Here is a 25,848-nt window from a genome sequence, read left to right on the forward strand (position 1 = left end):
CCCAAACGGAATCCAAAGGCAGAGCCTTTGGTGAGTCTTTCCTCCTTTTCTTCTCATCAAGAAAAGGAGAGCCTGCCCCGGCTTGAGGGGCGAATGAAAAGAAAGAAGAAATTTTCTGCGGCACGAGCCGCTAATATTTACTTTACAAAATTATAGTTGATATATTAAGTTTTGCGCTTGGGCGCAAGGGCATTCTGCTGGCGCAGTGCTTTGCCCCTCATGCCGGGGCGGGCACCTACTTTCACGAAAGGGTGAAAGTAGGCAAAGGCCTTCCAAGGGGAGAGTATCGATTCTCTCCCTTTGGATTCCCTCTCAACGACCAAAGGCTCTGCCTTTGGAATCCGAGTGAGCTCCCGCTCTGCTTCTGTTTTCCGCACAGGGACAAGCCTGTGCGTTGCAGATTGCATGTAAGGTTTTGCTCTGCCGTTTGTAAATGGGGGAAAACAGATTGTAATATATTTATCTATGGGAGGGCGTGAGCGCACAAAAAGAGCAAAAAAGAACGCCGTTCCAATAAAGGAACGGCGTGAGCCGCACGGGCGATAGTGCGGCGTTGCTTGCTTACAGACATTAGCTCGGCGAAGCTGGGTTCTATTTATCCTCCAACATTCGGCGCCAACTCTCCTTTTACAAATGCCTTACCAGGGGAGTGGAAAACATAGCTGATTCAAAGAGCTGACTTCTTCCCACACAAGCTTGGCAGTCTTTTTTCGGTCAATAACTACCTATATACCCAGCTCCGCGTTGCCTTTGTCTGTAAGGCAATAAAAAAGCGCTTGTCACGGAACCCTACAAAATAACAGGGTACTTCCACAACAAGCGATAAAAATTCTATCGAACGCAGCTCACTACCTGAAACGCTCTGCTCACAACCTAGCAACAGGGGTACACCCTTTTCTTGCCCCTATACAAAAGGGGAATTATGGGTTATAATTGTGAAGCAAAGTGCAGTGTAAACTGTTGTTATGGAGGCTGGACTCCGTAGCAGGGGATGGGTGGCTCTAATCACTCATCCCTGCTTTGCTTTTTACTACCTTACATTTAAAAGCATACCAGTTTTTACCAAATAATGCAAGATATATTTGTGTTTTGGGAAAATATATCACATAAAATATGGTTTCGTCATGTTTCGTCGGATTTTTAAAAATTCGGCTTTTTTAATTTTTATGGTTGTTACAAACAAATTTAAATATTTACACTCATAAAAAAGCCACGGAACATATCGTTCCGTGGCTTTTTTGAAAGGCGGCATGCCGCTATTCTATTTGAAAATGCAAACAAATTCGTAGCTTTAGAAGCAAATGTTGAAAAAATTAAATTAATAATTTTCAGCCTTGCGCTCAAAGTAAGCCTGAGCATGCTTGCAGGCAGGACAGATTCCAGGAGCCTTCTCGCCAATATGAATGTATCCGCAGTTGCGGCATACCCAAACGGTTTTCTCGCCACTCTGGAAAACAAGGTCTTCCTGAACATTTTTCAGCAGCTTGCGGTAACGCTCTTCGTGAGTCTTCTCAACGGAAGCTATCATCTTCATGGTAGCAGCGATTTCCTTAAAGCCTTCCTGCTCTGCGGTTTCGGCGAACTCTTTGTACATTTCTGTCCACTCATAGTTTTCGCCCTGAGCAGCATCCAGCAGGTTATCCCTTGTGGCACCTACCGCTCCACCATGCAGGTATTTAAACCATAGCTCGGCGTGCTCCTTCTCGTTACCAGCGGTCTCCTCAAAAATAGCTGCGATTTGCTCGTAACCTTCTTTTTTTGCCTGAGAAGCATAGAATGTGTACTTGTTTCTGGCCTGAGATTCTCCTGAGAATGCAGTCAGCAGATTCGCTTCGGTTTTGCTTCCTTTCAGTTCCATACGGTACGTCCTCCTTGTAAATATCAGTAAGGGATGCCACCCTGTTCCAGACACGTTTTCACGCCGGAACGAAGCGCCGGAATACAGGCGCTTAGGAATAGGATGTGATCGCTTCTTATTTATTATACTAAAATTTGTTAAAAATTCAAGAGGATAGAGCAAAAAAATAATAATTATTCGCAAATTATTTTGTAAATCTCCGCTTTTGAGTGTCCACTTTCCTTTGCCGCACGTTTTGCAGCCTCTGAAACAGAGGCTCCTTGTTCCAAATAGGTGCGTGCAAGCGCAGTGGCATCTTCAAGGGTGAGCGGTTCTTCCACCGGTATGGGAGCACCCTCAATCACCAAAACAAATTCCCCTTTGGGGCTTTCCTGCATGTAGCGCTGTACCGCTTCGGCAAGTGTGGTGCGAATCACTTCTTCATGGATTTTCGTCAGTTCCCGAACGAGTGCGATGCGGCGATCTCCCCAAGCGGCAAGCATATCCGAAAGGGTGGAGGTGAGCTTGTGCGGTGCCTCGTAAAACACCATGGTGCGGTTTTCCGCAGATACTTGCTGCAAGTGCTCGCGGCGAGCGCGCTTGTTCACACTTAAAAAGCCTTCAAACGTAAAACGGCCCGTTGGGAGACCGGAGATTGCCAATGCGGAGATTACGGCGCTCGGCCCGGGCACAACGAGGGTTTGAATTCCCAATTCCGCGCATTGTGCCACCAAAAGCTCACCGGGGTCTGAAATTGCAGGCATACCTGCATCGGAGACCAGCGCGCAGTTCTCGCCTGCGAGAATTCTTCGAGTAATCATTCCGCCGCGCTCCTGCTTATTGTGCTCAAAATAGCTGACCATCTGCTTTTTAATTCCAAGATGATTCAACAGCTTTATGGTAACGCGGGTATCTTCCGCGGCAATAAAGTCCACTTCTTCTAAGGTGCGAGCCGCCCGGGGAGAAAAGTCCGATAAATTCCCGATGGGCGTACCTACAACATACAGTTTTCCGGCCATTTAAGCCCCTCCTAATATTGAATGTGCGCCAAGTGAGAAAAACGAGGAAAGGGGCTTACCCTTTGGTACCATCGCTTTCCGCGCCATTTGCAGCCTGTTTATAGTCCCCGTAGATTTCGAGCATTTCCCGGGTAAAAGTACCATCGGGATTGTGGATCATAAGAGGTGGGTCCACCACCAAACCGCCGGGCTGCCCATTTTTACGAGCCTGAAGCAGGAACAGCTTTGGCGCTTTGCCCTCTCGTGCCTGTACGAACCGCAGGCGCTTGGGCTCAAGGCCGTTTGCGTTTAGCGTCAGCAGAATATCCGTCAGGCGTTCCGGGCGCTGACAAATGCAAAGGCGACCCCCATAGCGCAGGCAGGAGGCCGCCGCGGCAGCTACATCCTCCATGGTGCAGGTTGCTTCGTGGCGAGCAAGCCGCTTGCCCTCCTCCGGGTTTTCAATTCCCGTACCCTGCGCTTTGTAGGGTGGATTGCAAGAGATTAAATCGCAATCCTCCAGCCATGGGTCGCGCGGTTTGGCATCGGGCAGCAGGCGTAAATCCTGCTGAATGACCCGAAGCCGATCTTCAACACCGCAGTGCGCTATCGACTGCTGCACAAGCTTGCAGGCGTCCGGTTGAAGCTCTACCCCGCAAATACGGGCGGGAGCATACCGGGCAAGCCACAAAAACGGAATTGCGCCGCAGCCTGTGCCGAAATCGGCGCATTTCTCGCCCCGTTTGGGTGCCGCGAAATGCGCCAGCAGGATGGTGTCGGTATTAAAGCGGTGGGTCTCTGAAACGAATACGGAAATATGGGGAGAAAGTGGCTCCAATTGGGGCTGCATGAGTTACCTCCGAAAGTAAAGTCGTTTCTATAAAAATCACCCGCAGGTAGCGGGAGAGTAGGGTTGTATGAAAAAGCGGGCGGTAAAACCCGCGGTGCATGTCCCAAAATTTAAGGCGGAGCAATTAACGCTCCGCCTTAAATCGCTTCAATTGAGCCTTAAGCCTCGGGGTTCGGGGCTCCTACGGGACATACAGAAGCGCAAGCGCCGCACTCAGTGCAGAGCTCGGGATCAATTACGTACTTGTCTGCGCCATCAGAAATAGCGCTCACGGGACACTCACCTGCGCAAGCACCGCAGGAAATGCAATCGCTGTTAATAACATATGCCATTGTTAAGCACCTCCAGAATAAGTATAAGTATTACCCCCTTATTCTAACACACAATGGCAGAATTGCAACTGATTTTTCGCAAATTGTGAATGGAATCTCAATCCTTCTCCAACTCTTTGAGCTGCTCAAGCTCCGCTTTGTTTACACGCAGCTGGGCGTCTTTAATCAGTTTTACATCTTTTACTTTGTAGGTTGTGGGTGCTGCGTCCGGTGCTTTGTCCAGCCGAATCTGCAGAACACCGGTCAACAGGTTTTGGTCTACCACAATACCACGCCCCTCGGGAGTCATCACGATGGCATTGAGCTTCGGGGTGGTTCGCAAAAGGTCTAGGTATGCTTCCTGCTCATACTTCAGGCAGCACATCAAACGCCCGCAGGTACCAGAGATTTTCACCGGGTTTAAAGACAAGTTTTGTTCCTTTGCCATTTTAATCGAAACCGGCTGGAAGCTTCCCAAAAAGGTGGAGCAGCAGAACGGCCGGCCGCAAATGCCAAGCCCGCCCAGCATTTTTGCTTCATCGCGCACACCAATTTGGCGCAGCTCAATGCGTGTGCGGAATACGGAGGCGAGGTCTTTTACGAGCTCGCGGAAATCCACGCGACCATCGGCGGTAAAGTAAAACAGAATTTTGCTGTTGTCGAACGTGTACTCCACGTCAACCAGCTTCATTTCTAGCTTATGTGCGGCAATTTTTTTATTGCAGATTTCAAAAGCGCTTTTCTCACGAATCTGATTTTCCGCCAGCTTTTTCAGGTCCTCCTGATTTGCAATGCGAATCAGCTTTTTGAGCGGCTGCACAATGGTTTCGTCGTCTACCTGACGGTTCTCCATCGCTACTTCTCCGCACTCAACTCCGCGAGAAGTTTCTACGATTACCATGTCGCCTTTTTTTAGATTACTTTCATCGGGGTCAAAGTAATACACTTTGCCCACGTTTTTAAATCGTACGCCAATTACTTCGGCCATAGCGATCTCCTTTATTATAAAATTAGATAATATTACAGATGGATGTATTGAAATTTGGATGTATTGAAATTTACAGCAGGCATGTCCTTACCGAAGCGAGCGGGAAAGACACGCCTGTAATTACCTTTTGTGTGATTGTGGGGCCTTAAAAGCCAGCCACAGCGCGTAGCTGCGCGCAAAATACGGTTACGAGCAGGGTGCTGTTTGCGTTTAAATCGACTCGCCTGCGCGTTTGAATGCTTAGCTCCGTCAGAGCTAACAAGCGGTCTCGTGTAAGCAGACGCGCCAGCTCCTTGGCAGAGGGGTCGCGTGTAAGGGATGCACCGCCAACACGCAATACGGCTGCATCACGAAATAGCAGGGTAAGGCGGTCAAGTACTTGGCGAAGCATTTCGCGGTTTTGTATGAGTGAAGCACAGGTTTTCAACACGGCAGATTCATCCGGTAAAACCAGCTCGCGCAAAATTTGAGACGCCAAAGCCTCGGCTTCCGGGTTTGCCCCAGACTGCTCCGTTGGTGGCTCTAGCGTTAAAATAAGCGAACGAGAACGAATGGTAGGAAGCAAAGCAGAGGCAGACGGGCAGGTGAGGATGAATAAAATCCCTTCTGGCGGTTCCTCCAATACTTTTAGAAGAGCATTCTGCGCTTGTTCCGACATGGTTTGTGCCTCAAACAGGCAGTATATTTTTCGGGAAGCCTCATTGGGCTTAATATATGCGTCGGAGCGAATACGGCGCACGGTGTCTACATGAAAAGAGCGTGCGGCAGCGCCGCCGCTTTCAACAATAATATCTGGGTGAGACCCCGCTTTGGCCTTTATGCAGGCAGGGCACACTCCGCAGGGGCGCTCACCCTGCGCGGTGCAAACGCATGCTCTCGCCAAAATCCCTGCTAGGGTACGCTTGCCGCTGCCAGTAGGCCCTTCTAAAATGACCGCATGGGGCAAACGCCCCTGCTCCAGCGTGAGTGAAAGCTGCTGGCACAGGGATTCATTACCGATAAATCCTTCAAAAATCATACTTTTTCGTACCGCTCAACATTCATAACAAAGATGGTTGAACCACCAACCGTGACCTCTACGGGGAAAGAGGCGTATAGCCCTAAATCCATCGCTGAAGCGCTGGGCACGATTTGGGTGCGGCGGCTGCTATGAGCAGAGATTTCAGAAATGACTTCTTCTACTTTATCGTCTTCTACACCTACAATAAAGGTGGTATTCCCGGCTTTTAAGAACCCGCCGGTGGTAGCCAATTTTGTAATGGGAAATTGCTTTTTCGTTAATGCGGCCTGTACCGTGGCACTGTCGTCACTGCTGACAATGGCAAGGATCAGTTTCATAATATATCCCTCCTATACAGGTTGCGGAACGTTTTAAAAAGCCAAATGGTTTTCTATCGTTATTTTACCACTTTCAATGAAAAAATGCCATACCCACGTAAAAACTCGGCAATTTCGTCTGTTATTTTTTCACCGGGCATTACAACTGGCACTCCGGGCGGGCAAGGGCAGGCTGTTTCAGCCGCGATTCTACCTACGGATTGCGCCAGTGAAACCTGCTCGGTGGAAGAGAACAACGCTTCTCTTGGGGTGAGAAGCATAGGGGGAAGAGAGACAAGTGCAGGAAGTGTACCAAACATTTCCTTGCCCAAAGGAAGAGTGCAAATTGCGTTTTCTACTCGCTGAAAATCTTGTTCGCTGTTAAATGGGGTAGCAATTAGTACGACCTGAGCTATGTCGGCATATTCGGGCTCCACACCAAAACTGCGAAAATGCTCTGCGGCATCTGTTCCGGGAATACCGGCTTCCAACGTTCGCAGGGTGAGCCGAATGGGGTCACACTCTCCCTCTGGAGATAGAATGCCCAAACTGGCTGCGAATTCCCGAATAGTGGCAATGCGTTCCTCCAATGCGGCAAAAGCGGCATAGCCGCTGTTTTGTACCCACGCCCGTGCCAAATCCAGCGAAGCCATAATGGGGTATGAGGGGCTTGTAGAGCCAAAAAGGGACATTGCGTGCTTGGCATCCGCTACAAACGCCGGCTCTGCAAGGTTAAGCCATGCACCGCCGGTGAGAACCGGCAGGGTTTTATGCGCGGAGCAGGCCGTGGCAGAAGCGCCCAAAAACAAAGGGTGACGGTTTTCTTTTAAAAAAGCCAAATGGGTACCGTGAGCGTTATCCACCAAAAGGGGGACTCTTTTTTCACGGCAGACAGCGGAGATAGCAGAGATGTCCGCCAATACACCGTAGTAGTCCGGGCTGGTGAGGAATACAGCTTTGGCATCCGGGTGCTTTTGCAGCGCCGTGAGAACATCTGCGCTCTCGATTCTGCCGGGGAGACCGCGCCCGGCGTTCGGGCGGGGAAGAAGCCAAATGGGCGTTATGTTGAGCAATGCCATGGTGTGAACCACACTGCGGTGCAGTACGCGGTCAAACAGTACCGTACCGCCTCGCGGAGCCGCCAAAAAAAGCATTGCCTGAAGGCAGAGTGTGCAGCCGCCCGCAGAAAACAATGTGCGAGCAGCACCGAACAGCTCGGCTGCCCGCTGCTCGGCTTTGAGGATGGCTCCCTCGGCTTCAAAAAGGCTGTCGGTATCCGGCAGCTCGGTAAAATCCAGAGAAAGTAGGTCAGCGGGTAAGCTATTCGCCGCATTTTTATGCCCCGGCGTGTGGAAAGAGGCACGGTTTTTCTGTTGATGCTCCAATAGAGCAGTATATAATGGTGTATCGTTCATTAAAAATCCTTTCCACATTGCGTGCTTCTATTCACTTTAAGTAAATAGAAGCATACAGAAATGGTCATTTTTATAATAATTATATCTTACTGGGTGATTCTTTTCAATTGTTGAGGTTTAGGTTGGAAGTCGGTAATCTTTTTCCCATATTAAAATTTGCAGCGCATTTGCGGGAGCGGAATCATACAACGAACGGTTTGAAATCTCTGCCAAGGAGGCCTCCAAAGAGTTTGCTGGGCGATAGGGGCGGTGAGAACTCATCGCCTCGAATACATCTGCCACAGCAAGTACACGAGCCTCCGGCAAAATTTCATCTCCTGTCAGACCGCGCGGGTAGCCGGAGCCATCCAAACGCTCATGGTGCTGCTGTATTATTTCTGCCAGCGGAGTAAAGAAAGAAATATCTTTTACCATTTGGTAGCCTGATTCTGCATGGGTTCGGATAAGCGCCATTTCCAGAGGAGTGAGGCATGAAGGTTTTGTGAGTAAGTCGCTAGGAATGCCGATTTTGCCAATGTCATGAATCATGGCGGCCCGCCGCAATAAGTCGCAACGTTCGGGTGACCAGCCCATTTGAAGTGCAATATCGCTCGCTAGGCAGCTCACCCGCAGCTGGTGCCCCGCGGTATAAGGGTCTTTTTGCTCCACCATGCGTGCCATTACCAGCAATGTGTCATCCATTGCTTGCTCGAGCAAAGTGGCCTTTTCTTGCAGTTTGTGCTGGCAGACGTTTTTGCGCCCTGCTTCAAGAGAGCCGGCAATTACCTGGTACAATGTTTTTTTGTCTTGAGCGTATTGTGGGTGTTTTGGAAATTGCATGTGCTTTCTCCTTTCCATAGCTTGTTTCATTGTATGCGCCGGAATGCATAGGTTTGCTTAGTAGGCTAAAATTTAAATAGCAGCATTGCATAACCGCAATCGGTGTGCTATACTACTATGGTAATATTTCCGCCCGTGGCGAAGCTGGATATCGCAGCAGATTCCGATTCTGAAGGCCGGGGGTTCAAATCCCTCCGGGCGGGCCATAAGAATAGAGCAGGAGCATAGCTCCTGCTCTATTCTTATATTCGGGAGGGATTTGAACCCGAAAGGGTCTGAGTGTGAAGAAAACGTGCCAGTGGCACGTTTTTAGCGAGGAGCAGCACAGCGGCTGTGCCGCAAGCTGGGAGGCGATAAATCGCCGTTTAATCCCTGCGGGCGGGCCAAGATTATTAGGTTGAATCAAATGCAGTTTCGTGTTTGTTCAACCTGTTTTTTATGTTATACTACGCTATATCAAGTAAAAAACTGTTAAAAATTAAGTTGACCAACAGAAAGGATGGAGGTTATGCGAAAGATTATAAAATATGTATTTGGGAGTATTGCATTATTACTGTTTTTCGTAATGATCGATTCTTCCGGAGTTGAATTCAAATCACATATTAAAAAGATTAAGGATTGGGCTAACGGAAATGCCCAGACTTTGAAATTTGATGTGCCACAGGGCAGTAGAAAACTATAAGCAAAGATTATAAGTACGGTATGGAGGGTAAGGAAATCAGAAAAACTGTATCTGCTTCTATTCTTATATTCGGGAGGGATTTGAACCCAAAAGGGTCTGAGCGTGAAGAAAACGTGACGCATTTCCATAAATAGTGGTAAAATTGAAATACTAATAGAAAACTAAGTCTAAAAATTAATTTATGAGAGTGAGACAAATGATTATAAAAAGAAATCCATGGCATTTATGGCTGTTTTCATTCTTTGTCCTTCTTCTTTACAGTATGGGAATATATGATTTGTTTATGATGTTATCGCATAATCAGAATTACTACGTATCTCATGGTTACGGTTTACAAGTTATGGATTACTTTACGAATTATCCCATTTATTTCTTAGTGTTATGGGTAACAAATTTGCTTGGGGGATTTTTCTCTCCGTTCTTATTAATAATTCGTAGTAAATGGGCCAAAACGCTTGCTTTAACTTCTACGGTAGCCGATTTATTATTACTTCTTTTTACCTTTATCTTTCGGAACAGATTTAATGTTTTAGGAGTAAGTGTCGCGGTTTTTGATATTTTTATATTAGGAATCACTTTCGGTTGGTATCTTTATTGCAGATATATAGACAAGCATATGACTGGAGTGTAATTAAATGGTTGGTGTAATAAAAATGATGAAGAAAGACTCCGACAGTGATGATGAGCTGAATCATTTGACAATTTAATGTTCGTGAATCCCTTAGCCCAAATATACAAGAATGGAAAAAGGCAAATAATGAATGGAAAGTGACTCGAGGCCAGGCAACCTGAGTAGCATAAGTGCATTTTATTTTTCTGAGATAATGAAGAAGCATAGATACCCACTGAAATGGAGACGATGTCTTTCTTTATACAATGAAGCGTGCTATGATAGTTTTAAAGTAAACGCAATTGCCCAGACAAATCAAAAGCATACTGCTACACCAGTTACATGTGGAAGGAGCAAAAAGATGAATGATAGAACTGTTGTGTTAAATGCTGGCCTGGTAAATTATGATGGAAACGTAGATTACTCACAAATTGCGTCTGAGGTGGTAATTTATGACGAAACACCGGAAGATAAAATATTAGAGCGTGTGAATGGGTTTACGATTGTAGTTACAAAAGAAATGAAAGTCAGCGGTGAGCTGATTCGTAAATTCCCGGATAGTGTAAAGATGATTTGTGAAGCTGGAACCGGATACAACAACATTGATTTGGATGCGGTTCGTGAAAAAGGAATCCAATTGTGTAATATCCCCGCATATAGCAGTGAACGAGTCGCGCATACAGCGATTCTTTTCATTATGAATCTGGCAAGCTCTATGCAAAAACAAATTCGTATGCTTTCGCAAGGGAATCACGATAATTTCCACAAGCACTTAATGGTTGATCATGTAGAGTTAAACGGTAAAACATTGGGAGTTATCGGTTTTGGTAACATAGCGAAAGAAGTAATTAAGGTGGCTAAGGCGCTGGGAATGAATATTTTGGTATCATCCAGAACGCCCAGAGAGGATTCAGATAATATTCATTTTACAACGATGGAAGAATTGCTAAAGCAAAGTGACTTTGTTTCTCTTAATTGCCCACTAAACGAATCTACAAGACATATGATGAACAAAGAAACACTCGCAATGATGAAGCCCACTGCATTCCTTATCAATACAGCTCGAGGAGCCTTGATTGATGAGAAAGCACTCATTGACGCATTGCAAAATCATGTAATAGCAGGAGCCGGGTTAGATGTACAAGAAGTGGAGCCGTTAGATGATGCAAGCCCATTGTATACAATGGACAATGTTATCATTACTCCGCATATGGGCTGGCGTGGGCTGGAAACAAGACAGCGCTTAGTTGCATTAATTGGAAAGAACATTAAAGCCTTTTCGATCGGTCAGCCAATTAATCGGGTTGACTAAACCGGATGAACTTAAAAGATTACACGTTTAAAGAAGTGATGCCGTTTGTACATTTTGATGATGCGCAAAATAATATAGGCATATTTCGGAGTCAAGCATGAAAAGATTTATAAAAAGACCGAAGGGAAGATTACTAATTCTTGCAGTGGCAATTTCTTTGGTTGTAGGAGCTTTTACAATTAGCGAGGGAAGTTCTACAAATGTTTCTTATTTTGGATTTCCCAGTTCATTTATAACTTTGCATGGACATATTTCGGAGTTCCCGGCTGGTCTGGCAATAAATCCATTACAATTTGCAGCGAATGTAGGTATTATCTGGCTTATCCTATTGTTTTTATCTAAAACATTTCGTAATTTGGTGTGGAAGATACGGAAAAATATTTTTCGATTTTTTACGTAAATTACTCTGTAAATAAATTAAAATGAGTGATGATATGCAAAAAAGTACATAGGATAGGCATTCCAAACAAATTATAAACAAATCTATAATGAAAAGGGCAGTTAAAGCTATTATGGTTTTAACTGCCCTTGTTTGTGTTTTTCTCGTGTGCTTTTTTCGTTAAAAAAATAATCATGCTTTTTTCTTATGTGAATTTATAATAAGATGGAAGTATCACAAACGCTTGGAGGTACTTATGTCTAATTCAGAAAAGCAAGTCGGTTATAAAATAATGCAAGAGGCGATTCAAGAAGCAAAACGTTGCTTGCGGTGTAAGGTGCCTTCCTGCCAAAAGGGATGCCCAATCAATAACGATATTCCTGATTTTATCTACCAGTTATCCAAAGGGAATTTAGGAGAAGCAAGAGAGATTCTAGCCAGAAAAACCAATTTGCCTGCGGTTTGCGGCCGTATTTGCCCGCATGAAAAGCAGTGCGTTGGTCACTGCGTTCTCAATGCGAAAGGTGCGCCGATTCAGGTAGGTAAGCTGGAGGAATTTATTGCAGATTTTGATGCAGAAATGGGTTTAATTAAAGAAAACCTTGTGCAGAAAACCAGAGGAAAGATTGCGATTATTGGTTCGGGGCCAGCCGGGCTAACCGTTGCAGGTGACCTTGCCCGGCAAGGCTTTAATGTTGTGATATACGAAAAGGAATCTGAACTTGGGGGAGTGCTGATTTATGGCATACCAGAGTTTCGGCTTCCCAAAGAGGTAGTTCGAAAAGAAATTCAAAAAATAGAGGCTTTGGGGGTAACCTTTTTAACCAATGTAATGGTAGGCCCAGATTTAACGGTGGATGATTTATTTGCCCGGAATTTTGATGCCGTTTTTATTGGCAGCGGAACTGCTTTAGCCAAAGATATTGACCTACCGGGAAGAGAAAAGGTTGGCATTTTACAGGCTATCTATTTTCTTCGTATGGTCGCTTTGTTTAACAGCGGTGAAGTGGGCAGAGAAGAAGTGCCGCTTAGGCAGGGGGATAAAGTGGTTATTGTGGGAGCGGGAAATGTGGCAATGGATGCCGCCCGCACTGCCCTGAGAGCCGGAGCGGGCTCAGTTACCATTGTGTACCGTAAGGGAGAAGCAGAAATGCCTGCCCTTCAATCGGAATACACAAGTGCTTTGGAGGAAGGGGTAAACTTTTTGTGGCACTCTGAGCCGCTACAATTTGATGGGGAACAAATTGTAAACGGTATTACCCTAAAGCAAAACGACGAGCTTGTTCACGTTGATGCTGATGTAGTTATGCTTGCTATTGGCTCAAAGCCTGCTAGCCGAATTGTATCTACCACCACAGGCATTTCTGTAAATGAAAAAGGCTATGTCGTTACAAAGGATAAGCCCTATGGTATGACGATGAAAAAAGGTGTTTTTGCTGGCGGGGATGTTGTTCATGAGCCTGCTACCGTTGTTTTGGCGATGAAAGAGGCTAAAAAAGTGGCGGAGGGGATTGCCTCCTATGTAGATGCCATAAAGCTTCTGGAATTATAATTTTACAAAAAGCCCACTGACTCTTATTTGCAGAGTCAGCGGGCTTTTTTGCAAGCTTAATTTAACTAGGAAGCTTCCAAGTTGAACAAGAGAGCAAATAAAACAATTGATAAACCAATGGTATAAATGAAATAAAATATACTAATTGTGTATATACTCAATAAGCTTTAATTAAAACAATTAAACAAGAATATTCCCTGTTCGGAAATGGCGGTAACGCTTATAATTCCTTGACAGAAGAGCAAAATAAGGGTTATTATGATAAGAATGAAGAACATGGAGGCGAAAGCGATGAGTATTGGTACAATCGTTTGTACCATTATGGCGGCTGTTTTTCTTCTGCTGGCAATTGTTTTTGCAGTGTTAAAGGAAAAGGGAGCCGTTTTAATTAGTGGATTCAATACTTTGCCGAAGGATGAGCGCGAACAGTACGACCGATTGAAAATGAGTGAAGATATGCGGAATACGTTGTTTGTGTGGTTCTTCCTCTTTGCAGTTGGTGGTGTACTAACAAGCATTTTCTCCGTCACCTTTACAATACTTGCATTTGTTGTTTGGTTGGTTCTCTTTTTTAAAGAGGTTCATTTTGATACGGAAACGGCGTTTCACAAATATAAGCTGTAAAATAAAAGGAGCGGGGCAGTTGCCCAGCTCCTTTTTGCTAATTTCTTTTGTTATCTGCCGTAATAGGCATCCAAGAACATCTGGCGAATTTCGCTCATCAGCGGGTAGCGGGGGTTTGCACCAGTGCACTGGTCGTCAAACGCGTGCTCGGTCATTTCGTCCAGTGTTTTTAAGAAATCCGCTTCCTCAATACCAAAGGCCTGAATGGATTTGGGGATTCCCACTTTTGCTTTCAGGTCTTCAATTGCATTAAGCAGGCCGTTAAACTTTTCTTCTTCATTGTTACCGGGAATACCAAGGAAATCGGCGCATTCACAGTACCGCTCCAAAGTGTGCGGGTACTGGTACTGCGGGAAGGTTCCCATTTTTGCTGGGCAGGGGTCGGCGTTATAGCGCATCACATACTGAATCATGAGCGCATTGGCAACGCCGTGGGGAATGTGGTGGAATGCACCCAACTTATGCGCCATCGAGTGGCAAACACCAAGGAACGCGTTTGCAAACGCCATACCCGCCATGGTGGAAGCGTCCGCCATTTTTTCGCGGGCGATGGGGTCATTTGCCCCGTTTTCATAGGCTCGCGGCAAGTAAGTGAAGATGTTTTTTAGCGCTTTGAGAGCAAGACCATCGGTATAATCGGTTGCCAGCATGGCGGCGTATGCCTCCAGTGCGTGGGTCATGGCATCAATACCGGAGGCGGAGGTAAGCCCCTTTGGCATGTTCATCATCAGGTCTGCATCTACAATGGCCATGTTGGGCATCAGCTCATAATCGGCAAGCGGGTATTTAATACCAGTGGCTTCATCGGTAATGACAGCAAACGGAGTCACCTCAGAGCCGGTACCCGCGGAGGTGGGAATCGCAATAAAGTAGGCTTTTTCTCCCATTTTGGGGAACGTATACACACGCTTGCGAATATCCATAAAGCGCATAGCAAGATCCATGAAATCCACTTCAGGGTGCTCATACATCGTCCACATGATCTTTCCTGCATCCATAGCAGAGCCGCCACCGAGTGCAATAATGCAATCTGGCTGGAAGGCTTCCATGGCGGCGGCACCCTCTTTTGCGCAGAGCAGGGTGGGGTCTGGCTGCACATGGAAGAAGGTGGTGTGTACAATACCAAGCTCGTCGAGTCGGTCTGTAATGCCTTTGGTATAACCGTTGCGGAACAAGAATTCATCGGTAACCAAAAACACTCTTTTCTTATGGAGAACATTTTTGAGTTCATTCAAAGCGACCGGTAGGCAGCCCTTTTTAAAATATACCTTTTCCGGAGCACGGAACCAAAGCATATTTTCTCTCCTCTCGGCAACCGTTTTATAGTTTAACAGGTGCTTTACGCCTACGTTCTCTGAAACAGCGTTGCCGCCCCAGGAGCCGCAGCCGAGGGTGAGTGAGGGGGAAAGCTTAAAGTTATACAAATCGCCAATTCCGCCCTGCGCCGCAGGAGTATTAATGAGTATACGGCCGGTTTTCATAGCCTTGGTAAACTGCTCAAACCGTTCCGGCTGTGTGGTAGTGTTTATATACAGGGAAGAGGTGTGACCGTACCCGCCATCTGCCACAAGGCGCTCCGCCTTTTGAATGGCGTCGTTAAAGCTTTTTGCACGATACATGGCAAGCACAGGGCTCAGCTTTTCATGGGCAAAAGCTTCCTTTGGCTCTACGCTTTCCACTTCTCCAATTAGTATTTTCGCTTTTTTCGGAACCTCAAAACCAGAAAGCTTTGCAATGGTATAGGCAGACTGCCCTACGATTTTCGAGTTCAATGTACCATTAATAATGATAGTGCGACGTACCTTATCGGTTTCTTCCGGGTTGAGCAGGTAACATCCGCGTGCGGCAAACTCTGCCTTTACCTGGTCGTAGATGCTGTCTAGAATAATAACGGACTGCTCCGAAGCGCAAATCATGCCGTTGTCAAATGTTTTGGAGTGAACAATGGAATTCACGGCAAGAACCAAATCGGCAGACTCATCAATAATCGCGGGGGTGTTACCCGCGCCAACGCCAATGGCGGGCTTGCCGGAGGAGTAAGCTGCCTGCACCATACCGGGGCCGCCGGTGGCTAGGGTAAGGTCAGCTTCTTTCATTGCCTGGTTTGTTAGTTCTAAGGATGGTGAGTCCACCCATGCAATAATTCCCTTTGGTGCGCCTGCGGCTACTGCCGCTTCCAATACCACCTTTGCGGCGGCAATGGTGCTCTCTTTTGCGCGGGGGTGAGGGCAAATTAAAATGGCATTGCGGGTCTTCAGGCAAAGCAACATTTTAAAGATAGCGGTAGAGGTCGGGTTTGTGGTGGGAATCACAGCGGTGATAACGCCAATGGGTTCCGCAATGGTCTTCACACCGAATGAAGGATCCTCATTTAGCACACCACAGGTTTTTGTATCTTTATAAGCATTATAAATGTATTCAGAAGCATAATGGTTTTTAATTACCTTATCTTCAACGATTCCCATACCAGTTTCTGCAACTGCCAGCTTGGCAAGCGGAATACGCTGGTGGTTTGCTGCCATGGCAGCAGCGAGGAAAATCTGGTCAACCTGTTCCTGAGAATAGGTAGAAAAAAGCTTCTGGGCGTTGCGCAGTGAGGCAATTTTAGAAGCGAGCTTTTCTGCTGCTGTACTCTCATATACAACAACGACGGGTTCCTGTACGGCAATCTCGTTCGCTTTTCTTGTGGCCATATTGATTCCTCCGATTCAAGTAATACAGTGGTGTTTGAATGAAATTAGGAGTGGGAAGTAAGCTTGTTATTTTTTTAACTTACATCTCCATTGCTATTATATCGAATTTGTTAATTGTTTGTCAATCTTTTTCAAGATATTTTTTCGACATATTTTTTTTTGCTACATTAAACAAATGTCTGAAGAAAGTCAAAGGCAATAAAACACATTATCATATACCACGAAAGAATAAAAACAATGAAAAAGAGGCTTTCCCTTTGCAATTCTCATTTTGCCTTTCCATTCTTTTTATGGTATTCTAAAAGCGTTAGTATGAGGGGTTGCCCCCAATTGCTGTGTAAATGAAATTTTAAAATACAGGTGGGTAAAATGAAACGATTTACAGGTATGCTTCCTTTTTTATTGGTTCTGGCAGTATTGTATTATGCTTTTCCATATGCGCTGCTTCAGCTTGGGATGGCTTTGCTCCCGAAAATTGGTATCATGATTATAGTGAGCTTCTTCTGCTCGCTGGTTTATAGTGTGCTACGGCCTTTTGGTAGCTTTTTATTTGCACTGTTGGCGGGGTTGATTTTTCTACCATCTGCGTTCGTGTTTTATGAGGGAGCATGGATATATACTTTTGTATTTGCAATAACCTGCCTAATTGGCGGCGTATTCGGCACACAAATTATAAAATTAAGAAGGATGAAAGAGAAATGACTCATTTTGAAATAGAAACCGTTACAATTCGTGCGATGCAGGAGCAGGATCTACCTGCAGTGCTAGAGATTTGGCTTTCAGCGAACTTGCAGGCGCACGATTTTATTCCCGAAGAATACTGGAAGGGAAACCTTTCGATGGTGGGGCAATTGCTACCGCAGGCCGAGGTGCTGGTATGTGAAGCACAGGGCAAAATTCTAGGTTTTTCAGGGTTGGATCAAGGGCATATTGCAGGAATTTTTGTGGATGCCGCCGCGCGTTCGCAGGGAATTGGTAAGGCCTTGCTTGAGCAATGGAAAAAGAGCTACGCCCAACTCACTCTTTGTGTATACGAAAAAAATAAAAAAGCCCTCGCTTTTTATGAGCGAGAGGGCTTTGTGGTAACACAGAAGCAGCAGGATGAGGAAAATAACGAAATCGAATACTGCATGCAATGGGAAAGAGCATAAGTATAGATAGTAAACCGTAGAGTATGAAAAAAACATGCACTCTTGCAGATTACCTGCTTTTTGGAGCGGCTTCACACAGTAGCTGAAGATGGCGGAAGAGTCCTCTTCCCGCGTGGAATACCTTTCAATTGAGATAAAGAAATTATTCTGTTTCTATGGAGCGGAAATATAGTGCGGTACTGAAAGGAGAATGCAAATGGAATCGGTAATGGGGTTTGGTGGCATTGAGGGTGCCATGTTCAACGTGATTCCTTACTTAGTTACGGCAATGTTCATTATTGTATTCGTCATGATTCTCGTCCGTATGGTGCAGGGTGCGAAACAGTGGCATAAGAACAATGAATCTCCCGTACTTACAGTTGTAGCTCATATTGTAGCAAAACGTACTGCCGTACAGCACTACAATAACAATACCCAGCCGGGTGTAGTTCACGATAATACCTCTACCTCGTATTACGTTACATTTGAGGTGGAAAGCGGCGACCGAATGGAATTCCATATTAAGAGCACGGAATACGGCCTGCTTGCAGAGGGTGACCGAGGTCAGCTTACCTTTCAGGGAACACGTTACTTAGGCTTTGAACGAAGCAGAGGCTAATTTAAAATTTAATCTAATTTAATTTTTAATAATAAGAAAGCTCCGTTTCTCGGATTAAGAGAAGCGGAGCCTTTACTTTGCTCTATTAATTTGTAAGATGGGATTTATTAAAAAAATAGACGGTAAGTAAATATTTAAGATGTTTTATTGAACCAAGCTGCGCAGGCGTTTGGGTTCAACCAAAGTTACTTTGCCGCGGGAGAGCTGAACCAAACCGTCATCTGCAAAGTATTTGAGCATACGGCTTACGACCTCCCGCGCACTGCCAAGGTGGCGGGCAATTTCCTCATGAGTGAGAGTGAGGTCGTTGGAGCCTTCAATTTCACTTTGCTCGAGCAAAAAGGCGGAAAGGCGACTGTCGAAGCTGGTAAATAAAATCTGCTCCATCATCCACATGACATCCGAAAAGCGGGAGGCCATTAATTGATTGGTGTAATCGGCAACGGCTAGCGACTCTTTCATTAGGTGTTCATACAGCTTTGGGGGTACGATAAATACATCCGAATCCCGCTCTGCCTGCACGTGCAGCTCAAAGCTGATGTTCTTCATAATGCAAGATGCAGTGAACAGACAAATGTCCCATGAGAACAGGCGGTAGAGGGTTACCTCTTTCCCGCCGGAGGACACAATAAACACGCGTAGCTGACCATCACGCACCAACAGCAGACCGGAACAATCGTTGTGGCCTTGGTGCACAATATCCCCGCGTGCAAATCGCTTGGACTGAGCTTGTGAGCGTACCAACTCCTGCTGTTGTGGGGTAAGCTTCTCCCACTGGGGAAAAATTTCTTCCAATGTAATCGGAGCAGTATGCTCCATAAAAACACCCCCTATGAATACAATCCGAACGTACAAATCGATAGACAAAAGGGAGGATTTTCCCTCTAGTGGCGATGAGAGAAAATCCATCTTTATCAAATACTGTTATAACAACAGTATAAGGTTTGTATTCATTATATTCAAGGGAGAAGAAAATATTTGTGTAGCAAACTCAAATATGCAGCCCACAGGGGTGTGCGGGTGTATTTTCATAGGTTTGGTTGCCTCGAATCAGGCTGTACAAGCGGTAACCGCCAGACAAATTATAGCAGTTAAAACCGTTTTGGGAGAGAATACGGCACGCCAAATAGCTGCGAAGCCCGCTTTGGCAGTGTACATAAATTTCTTTTTCACGGTCTATCTCTTTTAAATTCTCTCGCAGAGAATCAAGTGGAATATGCACGGCACCGGGAATCGAGCCATTGTTCCATTCCATATTAGTTCTTACGTCCAGTAAAATGGCATTTGGGTCATCTACAATACGGGGAATATCGTCCCAATGGAACTGTTGAACCTTTTTTGTTAGGAGGTTTTCTATTGCAAACCCAGCCATGTTTACCGGGTCTTTTGCAGAGGAATACGGGGGAGCATAGCATAGCTCCAGCTCGGTGAGGTCATAGGCGGTCATCCCTGCGCGTATTGCGGTGGCCAGTACGTCGCAGCGTTTATCGACTCCATCAAACCCAATCACCTGTGCGCCGAGAATGCGTCCGGTTGGCAGCTCGAACAGCACCTTGAGCGTTAGGTTTGCTGCCCCAGGGTAATAGGTGGCGTGAGAGGGGGAGAAGATATGAATTTTATCGTACACCAGTCCGGCGGCCTTGGCGGCGGTTTCGTTGAGGCCGGTTGAGGCGACGGTCATATCAAATAGCTTCATTACGGAGGAACCTTGTGTACCGCGGTATTCGGTGGGCAGGCCGCTAATGTGGTCTGCTGCAATGCGCCCCTGCTTGTTGGCAGGCCCTGCGAGAGGCACATAACCGGGAAGCTCGGTAACCAAATTGGTGGTTTCAACGGCATCACCTACCGCGTAAATATCTTTGTTTGAGGTGCGCATGTGGCTGTCTGTTTTTATGGCGCCGCGTTCATTTACGGAAAGCCCGGCTTTTGCAGCCAGTGCGCTTTCCGGGCGGATGCCGGCAGAAAGGAGGAGAAGGTCGGCTTCCAGTTTGGTTTCGTTCTCAAGGTGAACAAGCAGCCCGCTTCCCTGCGGAGTGATAGCGGTAATCTTTTGTGAAAGCACCAACTCTACCCCTTGGTGGCGTAGGTATTGCTGTACCTCACTAGCCATATCGTAGTCGAGTGCGGCCATTACATGCTCCATAGCCTCTACAACGGTTACGGCTACACCAGCGCGCATCAGGTTTTCAGCCATTTCAAGGCCGATGAAGCCACCGCCCATAATCACAGCACGGCGCGGTCGTTTTTGTTGGATAAACTCACGAATTCTTATGGAATCTGGTACGGTTCTGAGCGTGAAAACATTGGGGCCATCAATTCCGGGAATGGGAGGGCGTGCCGGCTCACCGCCGGGGGAAAGAATCAATTTATCGTAGCTTTCTTCGTACTCTTTGCCGGTTGCAAGTTCGCGGATGAGAACCGCTTTTTTCTCGGGGTAAATTTCAACTGCTTCGTTCTCTGTCCGAACATCAATGCCAAACCTTTGGTGGAAGCTTTGTGGTGTTTGGAGGGTGAGAGCCTCTTTTTGGTTAATCTCGCCGCCTACGTAATAAGGCAGCCCACAGTTTGCGTACGAAATATATGGCCCACGCTCGAGCATAATGATTTCAGCCGATTCATCCAGCCGGCGCAGGCGGGCCGCAGCGGACGCACCGCCGGCCACTCCGCCAATAATAACAACCTTCATGAATGTTCCTCCCCTAAACCTCAATGTTATTGCTTATAAGAGAATTATTTCTCCAGCATCTTCATAATTTTTGTTTTGCTTTGCAGGCCAACGCTGGAAGAAACCAGTTTGCCGCCCCGTATGACAGCCAGCATAGGAATACTCATCACACGAAAGGCCTGTGCAAGCTCTTGTTCTTCATCTATATTTACCTTTGCAATTTTTACTTTTCCGGTAAGATCCTTGCTGAGCTCATCCACTGTGGGGCCTAGCATACGGCACGGGCCACACCAAGGTGCCCAAAAATCGATAAGAACCGGCTGCTCCGATTCTAAAACTTCCTTTTTATAATTGTTTTTATTTAAATGGATAACTGCCATTTCAATTGCCTCCTTGTGTGTTTTTTCACAGTATAGCAGTTCTTTCTGTATGCGTCTGTGACTTAATTACATTCGGGAAATGGAAGGCGATTATTTCACAAAAAAGCGTACAACGTAAGGTTTTGCACGTCTTTCTTTACGCAAAACGCCAAATTCAGCCAAAAGAATATTTCGGGGGGTTGACTTTTTATTGCTTGGCGAGTACAATTACTTTTAGCAATTGATGCTTTAAACTAATAAATCGTTTGCGGGTAAAATGTTACATACCGCAAAAGGAGGAGAATATGAAACAATTTCGGAAAGTGATTGCGGCAGTATTAACGGTTGCAATGGCGGCTTCTTTAGGCGCATGCGGCAACGGCGGTGCGGCTTCTTCATCTGCGGCAGCTTCCACTGGTAAAATGGTGAACATCGGTGTCGCTCAGCTATTAACACACCCCGCATTGGACGCAACTTTAAAAGGATTTAAAGATGCTCTTGCCTCTCAAGGTTTTGAAGAAGGAAAGAATGTTTCGTATGATATTCAGAATGCGCAAGGGGAGCAGTCCAACTGCATCACCATTGCGAACACCTTTGCAAATAAAAAACCAGATTTAATTCTGGCAATTGCAACACCTACTGCGCAGGCGGTGGCAAAGGTAGTTTCTGACACGCCGGTTTTGGTTACTGCGGTAACAGACCCTGCCGAAGCAAAGCTTGTGGCAAGCAATGAGAAGCCCGGCCGTAATGTAAGCGGTACGAGCGATAAAACACCCGTGAAAGAACAAATTTCTTTGCTCAAAGAGATTGTACCCAACATTCAAAATGTTGGCATTTTGTATACCTCCAGCGAAACAAACAGCCAATTACAGGCAAAGTGGGCACAAGCAGCCTGTGAAGAACTGGGATTAAAGTCTCAGGTATTTACCATCTCAAACACCAATGAAATTCAGCAGGTGGCACAGTCTATGGTTGGCAAGGTGCAGGCGGTATATATTCCAACCGATAATATGCTGGCCTCTGGTATGAAGACTGTGGCCGCGGTTACAACTTCCGCAAAGCTGCCCTTAATTGTAGGCGAGGTTGGCCCGGTTGAAAACGGCGGTCTTTGCACAGTTGGCATCAACTACGAGAAGCTCGGTTACCAAACCGGCCTGATGGCTGCAAAGGTACTAAAGGGTGAAGCAAAACCTGCCGATATGCCGATTGAGTACCAAAATGAGTACGATATTTCGTACAATGGCTCGGTCGCTAAGCAGATTGGCGTTACTCTGCCAGAAAAGATTTTAAAGGGTACAGATGTTGCCCCGGCAAAATAAAGAAAAATCCGGTAGTTTATGATTGGTGCAGGCAGGTGGAAGTGCATTCCACCTGCCTTTTTTATCCCCATAGATTTGTGAAAAGCAGAGAAAATAGGAGATTTTGCCCATTTTAAGCCAGAAACCAGAAATCAGCACTTGACTTTTTTTACAGCACAGAGTAAAATACAGCTATTGATTTGATGCTTTAAAACAATGAACACTTCACTTAGATAAAGCGTCTTTGAGGAGGACGAATATGAAAATAACGAACAAAATCGCCGCTGCGGTATTAGCCGTAGTAATGGCGATGTCTGTTACGGCCTGCGGGAATGCAGCAAGTGCTTCGTCTACAACGGCGGAGAGCTCTGCGCAAGGCGGCAAACAAGCCATTAACATAGGCGTGGCTCAGCTCGTAACTCACCCATCTCTGGACGCAACACTCAAAGGCTTTCAACAGGCAATGAAGGATGCTGGCTATACAGAGGGGCAGAACGTTACTTATGATGTTCAGAACGCACAGGGGGAACAGGCAAACTGCGTTACTATCGCCAATACCTTTGCTAATAAAAAGCCGGATATGATTCTGGCTATTGGTACACCGGCGGCACAGGCAGTGGCGAAGGTAATTACAGATACCCCGATTCTGGTTACAGCAGTAACCGACCCGGCAGATGCAAAACTTGTGGCAAGCAACGAAAAACCTGGCAAGAACGTTTCTGGCACCAGCGACAAAACTCCGGTAAAAGAGCAGATGGAAATGCTGAAAACGCTTGTGCCGGATTTAAAAACAGTAGGGCTATTATATAGCTCCAGCGAAACCAACAGCAAGCTGCAAATTGAGTGGGCAAAGGCTGCCTGTGAACAGCTTGGCCTGAAATACCAAGAGTTTACTGCCTCTAACTCTAACGAGGTACAGCAGGTAACTCAGTCTATGGTAGGCAAGGTGCAGGGCGTTTATATTCCTACCGATAACCTCATGGCTTCTAGCATGCGAAATGTTACCGCAGTTACCACAGCGAATAAAATTCCTGTAATTCCGGGTGCGATTGGCATGGTGTCTGACGGCGGAACCTGTACGGTGGGTCTTAACTACGAAAAGCTCGGTTACCAGACCGGCCAAATGGCAATTAAGGTGCTTAAGGGTGAGGCAAAGGTTGGCGAAATGCCAATTGAATACCAGACTCAGCTCGATATTATCTACAACAGTGAAGCAGGCGCAAAAATGGGCTTGGTTTTCCCGGATACCATCACCAAAACAGGGCAGGATACAGCCGCCTCCTCTGCTTCTTCCAAGAAATAAAGGGTTGCAATCTCTCTAAAATTCGTTTACAATAATTTATTGAATGTTCCCGCAATTTGTGTGTGCAATTTGCGGAGTTCAGGCGGTGGGGATGCTCACCGCCTGAAACTTGTTATAAATACAGTGGAATAGAGGAACGTTATGGATCTTATGAATTTACTGGGAGCTGTTCACGGTGCAGTTGCACAGGGCGTTTTATGGGGAATTATGACGCTTGGCGTGTACATTACCTTTCGTATTTTGGATTTCCCCGATTTGACGGTAGATGGTTCGTTTGCTACCGGCGGTGCCATTTCCGCAATATTAACGGAAAGTGGAATGAATCCCTTTTTAACACTGCTTTTTGCAACGGCGGGAGGAATGGCCTGTGGGTTTATTACCGGCTTTCTAAATACAAAAATGAAAATCCCGGGGATTCTCGCGGGTATCTTAACCATGACGGCGCTGTACTCCATTAACCTGCGTGTCATGCACGATAGAGCGAATGTTCCCTTATTGGGGGTTGATACCGTGGACATGCAGGTGGGCCAATGGGTTCCGATGCTCTCCCGCTACAACTCGCAGCTTTTGCTGGGCGGCGTGATTGCCATTGCCATGATTTTCTTCCTGTACTGGTTTTTTGGAACAGAGCTTGGCAGTGCCATCCGTGCTACGGGCAATAATCCGCAAATGGTTCGCTCCCTCGGTGTGAATACAGACACGATGGTTATTTTGGCGTTGGTGCTCTCCAATGGTCTGGTTGGCCTTTCCGGTGCATTGGTTGCACAGGTTCAGGGTTTTGGCGATGTGAGCATGGGTATTGGTACCATCGTTATCGGTTTGGCATCCGTTATTATTGGTGAAGTGCTTTTGGGCCGCATTATGGGCTTCCTGCCGCGCTTGGCAGCGATGATTGCCGGTTCGGTATTGTACCGCATTATCATTGCGGTTGTGCTGTTCTACGGCCTGAAATCGCAGGATATGAAGCTGTTGTCTTCGGTTGTGGTTGCCATGGCATTGTTCATGCCTACCATGAACCGCATGTTCCAAGATTATATGGTTCGCCGTGCTGCAAACAGCCCCAACCGTATGGTGCCGGATCAAGAGTTGGAAGATGCGATAGACGATTCGGATAAAGACCCTGACGAGCCGAACCAACAAGGTTAAGGAGGAATGGCAATGCTAAAATTAACAAATGTATGCCGTACCTTCAACAAAGGCACGGTCAATGAAAAAAAGGCACTGGTAGACCTGAACCTGCACCTGAAGCCGGGTGATTTTGCTACCATCATTGGTGGTAACGGTGCGGGAAAAAGCACCCTGTTAAACCTGATTGCCGGTGTTTTCCCTTGTGACGGCGGCAAAATTGAGCTTGACGGAGAGGAAATTACCTTTCTTCCCGAATATAAGCGTGCAAAGCTGCTTGGACGTGTGTTCCAAGACCCAATGCGCGGTACCGCAGGCAGCATGTGGATTGAAGAAAACCTTGGTTTAGCCAACCGCCGCGGCAGGAGCCGCACACTGCGCTGGGGCATTACCAAAGAGGAAAGAGCCCAATACAAAGAACAGCTTAAGGTTCTAGAGCTTGGCTTGGAGGATCGCCTCGACAGTAAGGTTGGTCTTCTCTCTGGTGGTCAGCGGCAGGCACTTACCCTTTTGATGGCAACGCTGCAAAAGCCGAAGCTGCTGCTGCTCGATGAACACACCGCCGCACTTGACCCCAAAACGGCAGCAACCGTTTTGCACCTGACCCAAGAGTTTATTAAGCGCGACAATTTAACTGCGCTGATGGTCACTCACAATATGAAGGATGCTTTGACCTACGGCAACCGTATTATTATGATGAACTCTGGTCGTATCCTCTTTGATATTGAGGGGGAAGAGAAGAAGAACCTCACGGTAGAAGAGCTTCTCAAACGCTTCCAGTCTGCACAGGGCGATGCACTGGTAAATGACCGGATGCTACTTTCTTAATTCTATTTATAAGATTAAAAGGCTTGCGTTTGCAAGCCTTTTTGCTTTATACAAGAAAAAGTGTGCCTGCTACCGCAGGATTGCCCCTCAAGCACTTTCCCTCTATTTAGGTTTAGTCTGTCTGTTGGAGCAGG

26 protein-coding genes and 1 tRNA gene are annotated in these 25,848 nt (G+C 46.4%); 13 read left to right on the forward strand and 14 right to left on the reverse strand.

Annotation, left to right across the window (positions count from 1 at the left end):
- Positions 1 to 164 precede the first annotated feature (164 nt).
- The 10 genes from E7L17_RS13305 to E7L17_RS13350 form a co-directional block, all read right to left on the reverse strand.
- Positions 165 to 407 (reverse strand): hypothetical protein, encoded by a 243-nt coding sequence (locus E7L17_RS13305; RefSeq protein WP_316323628.1) that lies wholly within the window; start codon positions 405 to 407, stop codon positions 165 to 167.
- A gap of 911 nt (positions 408 to 1,318) precedes the next feature.
- A complete protein-coding gene (gene rbr / locus E7L17_RS13310) occupies positions 1,319 to 1,858 on the reverse strand; it encodes a rubrerythrin (protein ID WP_085832713.1) in 540 nt (179 codons plus the stop codon).
- A gap of 173 nt (positions 1,859 to 2,031) precedes the next feature.
- A complete protein-coding gene (gene rsmI / locus E7L17_RS13315; protein ID WP_316323629.1) occupies positions 2,032 to 2,856 on the reverse strand; it encodes a 16S rRNA (cytidine(1402)-2'-O)-methyltransferase in 825 nt (274 codons plus the stop codon).
- A gap of 55 nt (positions 2,857 to 2,911) precedes the next feature.
- Entirely contained in the window at positions 2,912 to 3,685 is a 774-nt protein-coding gene (locus tag E7L17_RS13320) for a tRNA1(Val) (adenine(37)-N6)-methyltransferase (protein WP_316323630.1), read from the reverse strand.
- A 158-nt stretch (positions 3,686 to 3,843) separates the two neighbouring features.
- On the reverse strand, positions 3,844 to 4,017 hold the full coding sequence (locus E7L17_RS13325) for a 4Fe-4S binding protein (protein ID WP_074432630.1): 174 nt from the start codon (positions 4,015 to 4,017) through the stop codon (positions 3,844 to 3,846).
- 97 nt (positions 4,018 to 4,114) lie between these two features.
- A complete protein-coding gene (locus E7L17_RS13330; protein ID WP_316323631.1) occupies positions 4,115 to 4,984 on the reverse strand; it encodes a stage 0 sporulation family protein in 870 nt (289 codons plus the stop codon).
- Between the two features lie 145 nt (positions 4,985 to 5,129).
- Positions 5,130 to 6,002: a DNA polymerase III subunit gene (locus E7L17_RS13335; protein ID WP_316323632.1), complete on the reverse strand. Its 873-nt coding sequence runs from the start codon at positions 6,000 to 6,002 to the stop codon at positions 5,130 to 5,132.
- Entirely contained in the window at positions 5,999 to 6,322 is a 324-nt protein-coding gene (locus E7L17_RS13340) for a cyclic-di-AMP receptor (protein ID WP_085832708.1), read from the reverse strand. Before E7L17_RS13340 ends, E7L17_RS13335 begins: the two co-directional genes overlap by 4 nt.
- A 59-nt stretch (positions 6,323 to 6,381) precedes the next feature.
- Positions 6,382 to 7,716, reverse strand: a complete 1,335-nt coding sequence (locus E7L17_RS13345; RefSeq protein ID WP_316323633.1) for an aminotransferase class I/II-fold pyridoxal phosphate-dependent enzyme — start codon at positions 7,714 to 7,716, stop codon at positions 6,382 to 6,384.
- A gap of 117 nt (positions 7,717 to 7,833) precedes the next feature.
- On the reverse strand, positions 7,834 to 8,535 hold the full coding sequence (locus E7L17_RS13350; protein ID WP_316323634.1) for an HD-GYP domain-containing protein: 702 nt from the start codon (positions 8,533 to 8,535) through the stop codon (positions 7,834 to 7,836).
- 129 nt (positions 8,536 to 8,664) lie between these two features.
- On the opposite strand from E7L17_RS13350, the gene E7L17_RS13355 reads away from it, so the two are divergent.
- The 6 genes from E7L17_RS13355 (at position 8,665) to E7L17_RS13380 (ending at position 13,694) form a co-directional block, all read left to right on the forward strand.
- Positions 8,665 to 8,741 (forward strand) — tRNA-Arg (locus tag E7L17_RS13355).
- A 672-nt stretch (positions 8,742 to 9,413) separates the two neighbouring features.
- Positions 9,414 to 9,848, forward strand: a complete 435-nt coding sequence (locus E7L17_RS13360) for a hypothetical protein (protein ID WP_316323635.1) — start codon at positions 9,414 to 9,416, stop codon at positions 9,846 to 9,848.
- A 340-nt stretch (positions 9,849 to 10,188) separates the two neighbouring features.
- The gene (locus E7L17_RS13365) at positions 10,189 to 11,139 is read left to right on the forward strand and encodes a 2-hydroxyacid dehydrogenase (RefSeq protein ID WP_316323636.1); all 951 of its coding nucleotides are present in this window, start codon (positions 10,189 to 10,191) and stop codon (positions 11,137 to 11,139) included.
- Positions 11,140 to 11,236: 97 nt separating this feature from the next.
- Complete coding sequence (locus E7L17_RS13370; protein ID WP_316323637.1) at positions 11,237 to 11,539, forward strand: hypothetical protein; 303 nt, start codon at positions 11,237 to 11,239, stop codon at positions 11,537 to 11,539.
- Between the two features lie 235 nt (positions 11,540 to 11,774).
- The gene (locus E7L17_RS13375) at positions 11,775 to 13,070 is read left to right on the forward strand and encodes an NAD(P)-dependent oxidoreductase (RefSeq protein ID WP_316323638.1); all 1,296 of its coding nucleotides are present in this window, start codon (positions 11,775 to 11,777) and stop codon (positions 13,068 to 13,070) included.
- Between the two features lie 291 nt (positions 13,071 to 13,361).
- The gene (locus E7L17_RS13380; RefSeq protein ID WP_316323639.1) at positions 13,362 to 13,694 is read left to right on the forward strand and encodes a DUF3784 domain-containing protein; all 333 of its coding nucleotides are present in this window, start codon (positions 13,362 to 13,364) and stop codon (positions 13,692 to 13,694) included.
- Between the two features lie 50 nt (positions 13,695 to 13,744).
- On the opposite strand, the gene adhE is transcribed toward E7L17_RS13380, so the two are convergent.
- Positions 13,745 to 16,387 (reverse strand): bifunctional acetaldehyde-CoA/alcohol dehydrogenase, encoded by a 2,643-nt coding sequence (adhE, locus tag E7L17_RS13385; RefSeq protein ID WP_316323640.1) that lies wholly within the window; start codon positions 16,385 to 16,387, stop codon positions 13,745 to 13,747.
- Positions 16,388 to 16,756: 369 nt separating this feature from the next.
- Between adhE and E7L17_RS13390 the strand changes: the two genes are divergently transcribed.
- The 3 genes from E7L17_RS13390 (at position 16,757) to E7L17_RS13400 (ending at position 18,136) form a co-directional block, all read left to right on the forward strand.
- The gene (locus E7L17_RS13390; RefSeq protein WP_316323641.1) at positions 16,757 to 17,089 is read left to right on the forward strand and encodes a hypothetical protein; all 333 of its coding nucleotides are present in this window, start codon (positions 16,757 to 16,759) and stop codon (positions 17,087 to 17,089) included.
- Positions 17,086 to 17,538: a GNAT family N-acetyltransferase gene (locus E7L17_RS13395; RefSeq protein ID WP_316323642.1), complete on the forward strand. Its 453-nt coding sequence runs from the start codon at positions 17,086 to 17,088 to the stop codon at positions 17,536 to 17,538. The genes E7L17_RS13390 and E7L17_RS13395 overlap by 4 nt, the downstream gene beginning before the upstream one ends.
- A 196-nt stretch (positions 17,539 to 17,734) precedes the next feature.
- Positions 17,735 to 18,136, forward strand: a complete 402-nt coding sequence (locus E7L17_RS13400; protein WP_410470677.1) for a DUF2500 domain-containing protein — start codon at positions 17,735 to 17,737, stop codon at positions 18,134 to 18,136.
- A gap of 144 nt (positions 18,137 to 18,280) precedes the next feature.
- Here E7L17_RS13400 and E7L17_RS13405 read toward each other — a convergent pair whose 3' ends face one another.
- The 3 genes from E7L17_RS13405 to trxA all read right to left on the reverse strand — a co-directional run bounded on the left by E7L17_RS13405 (position 18,281) and on the right by trxA (position 21,181).
- Positions 18,281 to 18,955: a Crp/Fnr family transcriptional regulator gene (locus tag E7L17_RS13405; RefSeq protein ID WP_316323644.1), complete on the reverse strand. Its 675-nt coding sequence runs from the start codon at positions 18,953 to 18,955 to the stop codon at positions 18,281 to 18,283.
- Between the two features lie 172 nt (positions 18,956 to 19,127).
- Positions 19,128 to 20,822, reverse strand: a complete 1,695-nt coding sequence (locus tag E7L17_RS13410) for an FAD-dependent oxidoreductase (protein WP_316323645.1) — start codon at positions 20,820 to 20,822, stop codon at positions 19,128 to 19,130.
- 44 nt (positions 20,823 to 20,866) lie between these two features.
- Entirely contained in the window at positions 20,867 to 21,181 is a 315-nt protein-coding gene (gene trxA, locus E7L17_RS13415; RefSeq protein WP_316323646.1) for a thioredoxin, read from the reverse strand.
- 284 nt (positions 21,182 to 21,465) lie between these two features.
- Here trxA and E7L17_RS13420 point away from each other — a divergent pair, with 284 nt between their 5' ends.
- The 4 genes from E7L17_RS13420 to E7L17_RS13435 all read left to right on the forward strand — a co-directional run bounded on the left by E7L17_RS13420 (position 21,466) and on the right by E7L17_RS13435 (position 25,714).
- A complete protein-coding gene (locus tag E7L17_RS13420; RefSeq protein ID WP_316323647.1) occupies positions 21,466 to 22,479 on the forward strand; it encodes an ABC transporter substrate-binding protein in 1,014 nt (337 codons plus the stop codon).
- A gap of 238 nt (positions 22,480 to 22,717) precedes the next feature.
- Complete coding sequence (locus E7L17_RS13425) at positions 22,718 to 23,761, forward strand: ABC transporter substrate-binding protein (protein WP_316323648.1); 1,044 nt, start codon at positions 22,718 to 22,720, stop codon at positions 23,759 to 23,761.
- Positions 23,762 to 23,902: 141 nt separating this feature from the next.
- Positions 23,903 to 24,907 (forward strand): ABC transporter permease, encoded by a 1,005-nt coding sequence (locus tag E7L17_RS13430; RefSeq protein WP_410470678.1) that lies wholly within the window; start codon positions 23,903 to 23,905, stop codon positions 24,905 to 24,907.
- 12 nt (positions 24,908 to 24,919) lie between these two features.
- Entirely contained in the window at positions 24,920 to 25,714 is a 795-nt protein-coding gene (locus tag E7L17_RS13435; protein WP_316323649.1) for an ABC transporter ATP-binding protein, read from the forward strand.
- Positions 25,715 to 25,848 lie beyond the last annotated feature (134 nt).

Source organism: Clostridium sp. (assembly GCF_032576335.1).
Classification (GTDB): Bacteria; Bacillota; Clostridia; order Oscillospirales; family Acutalibacteraceae; genus Faecalispora.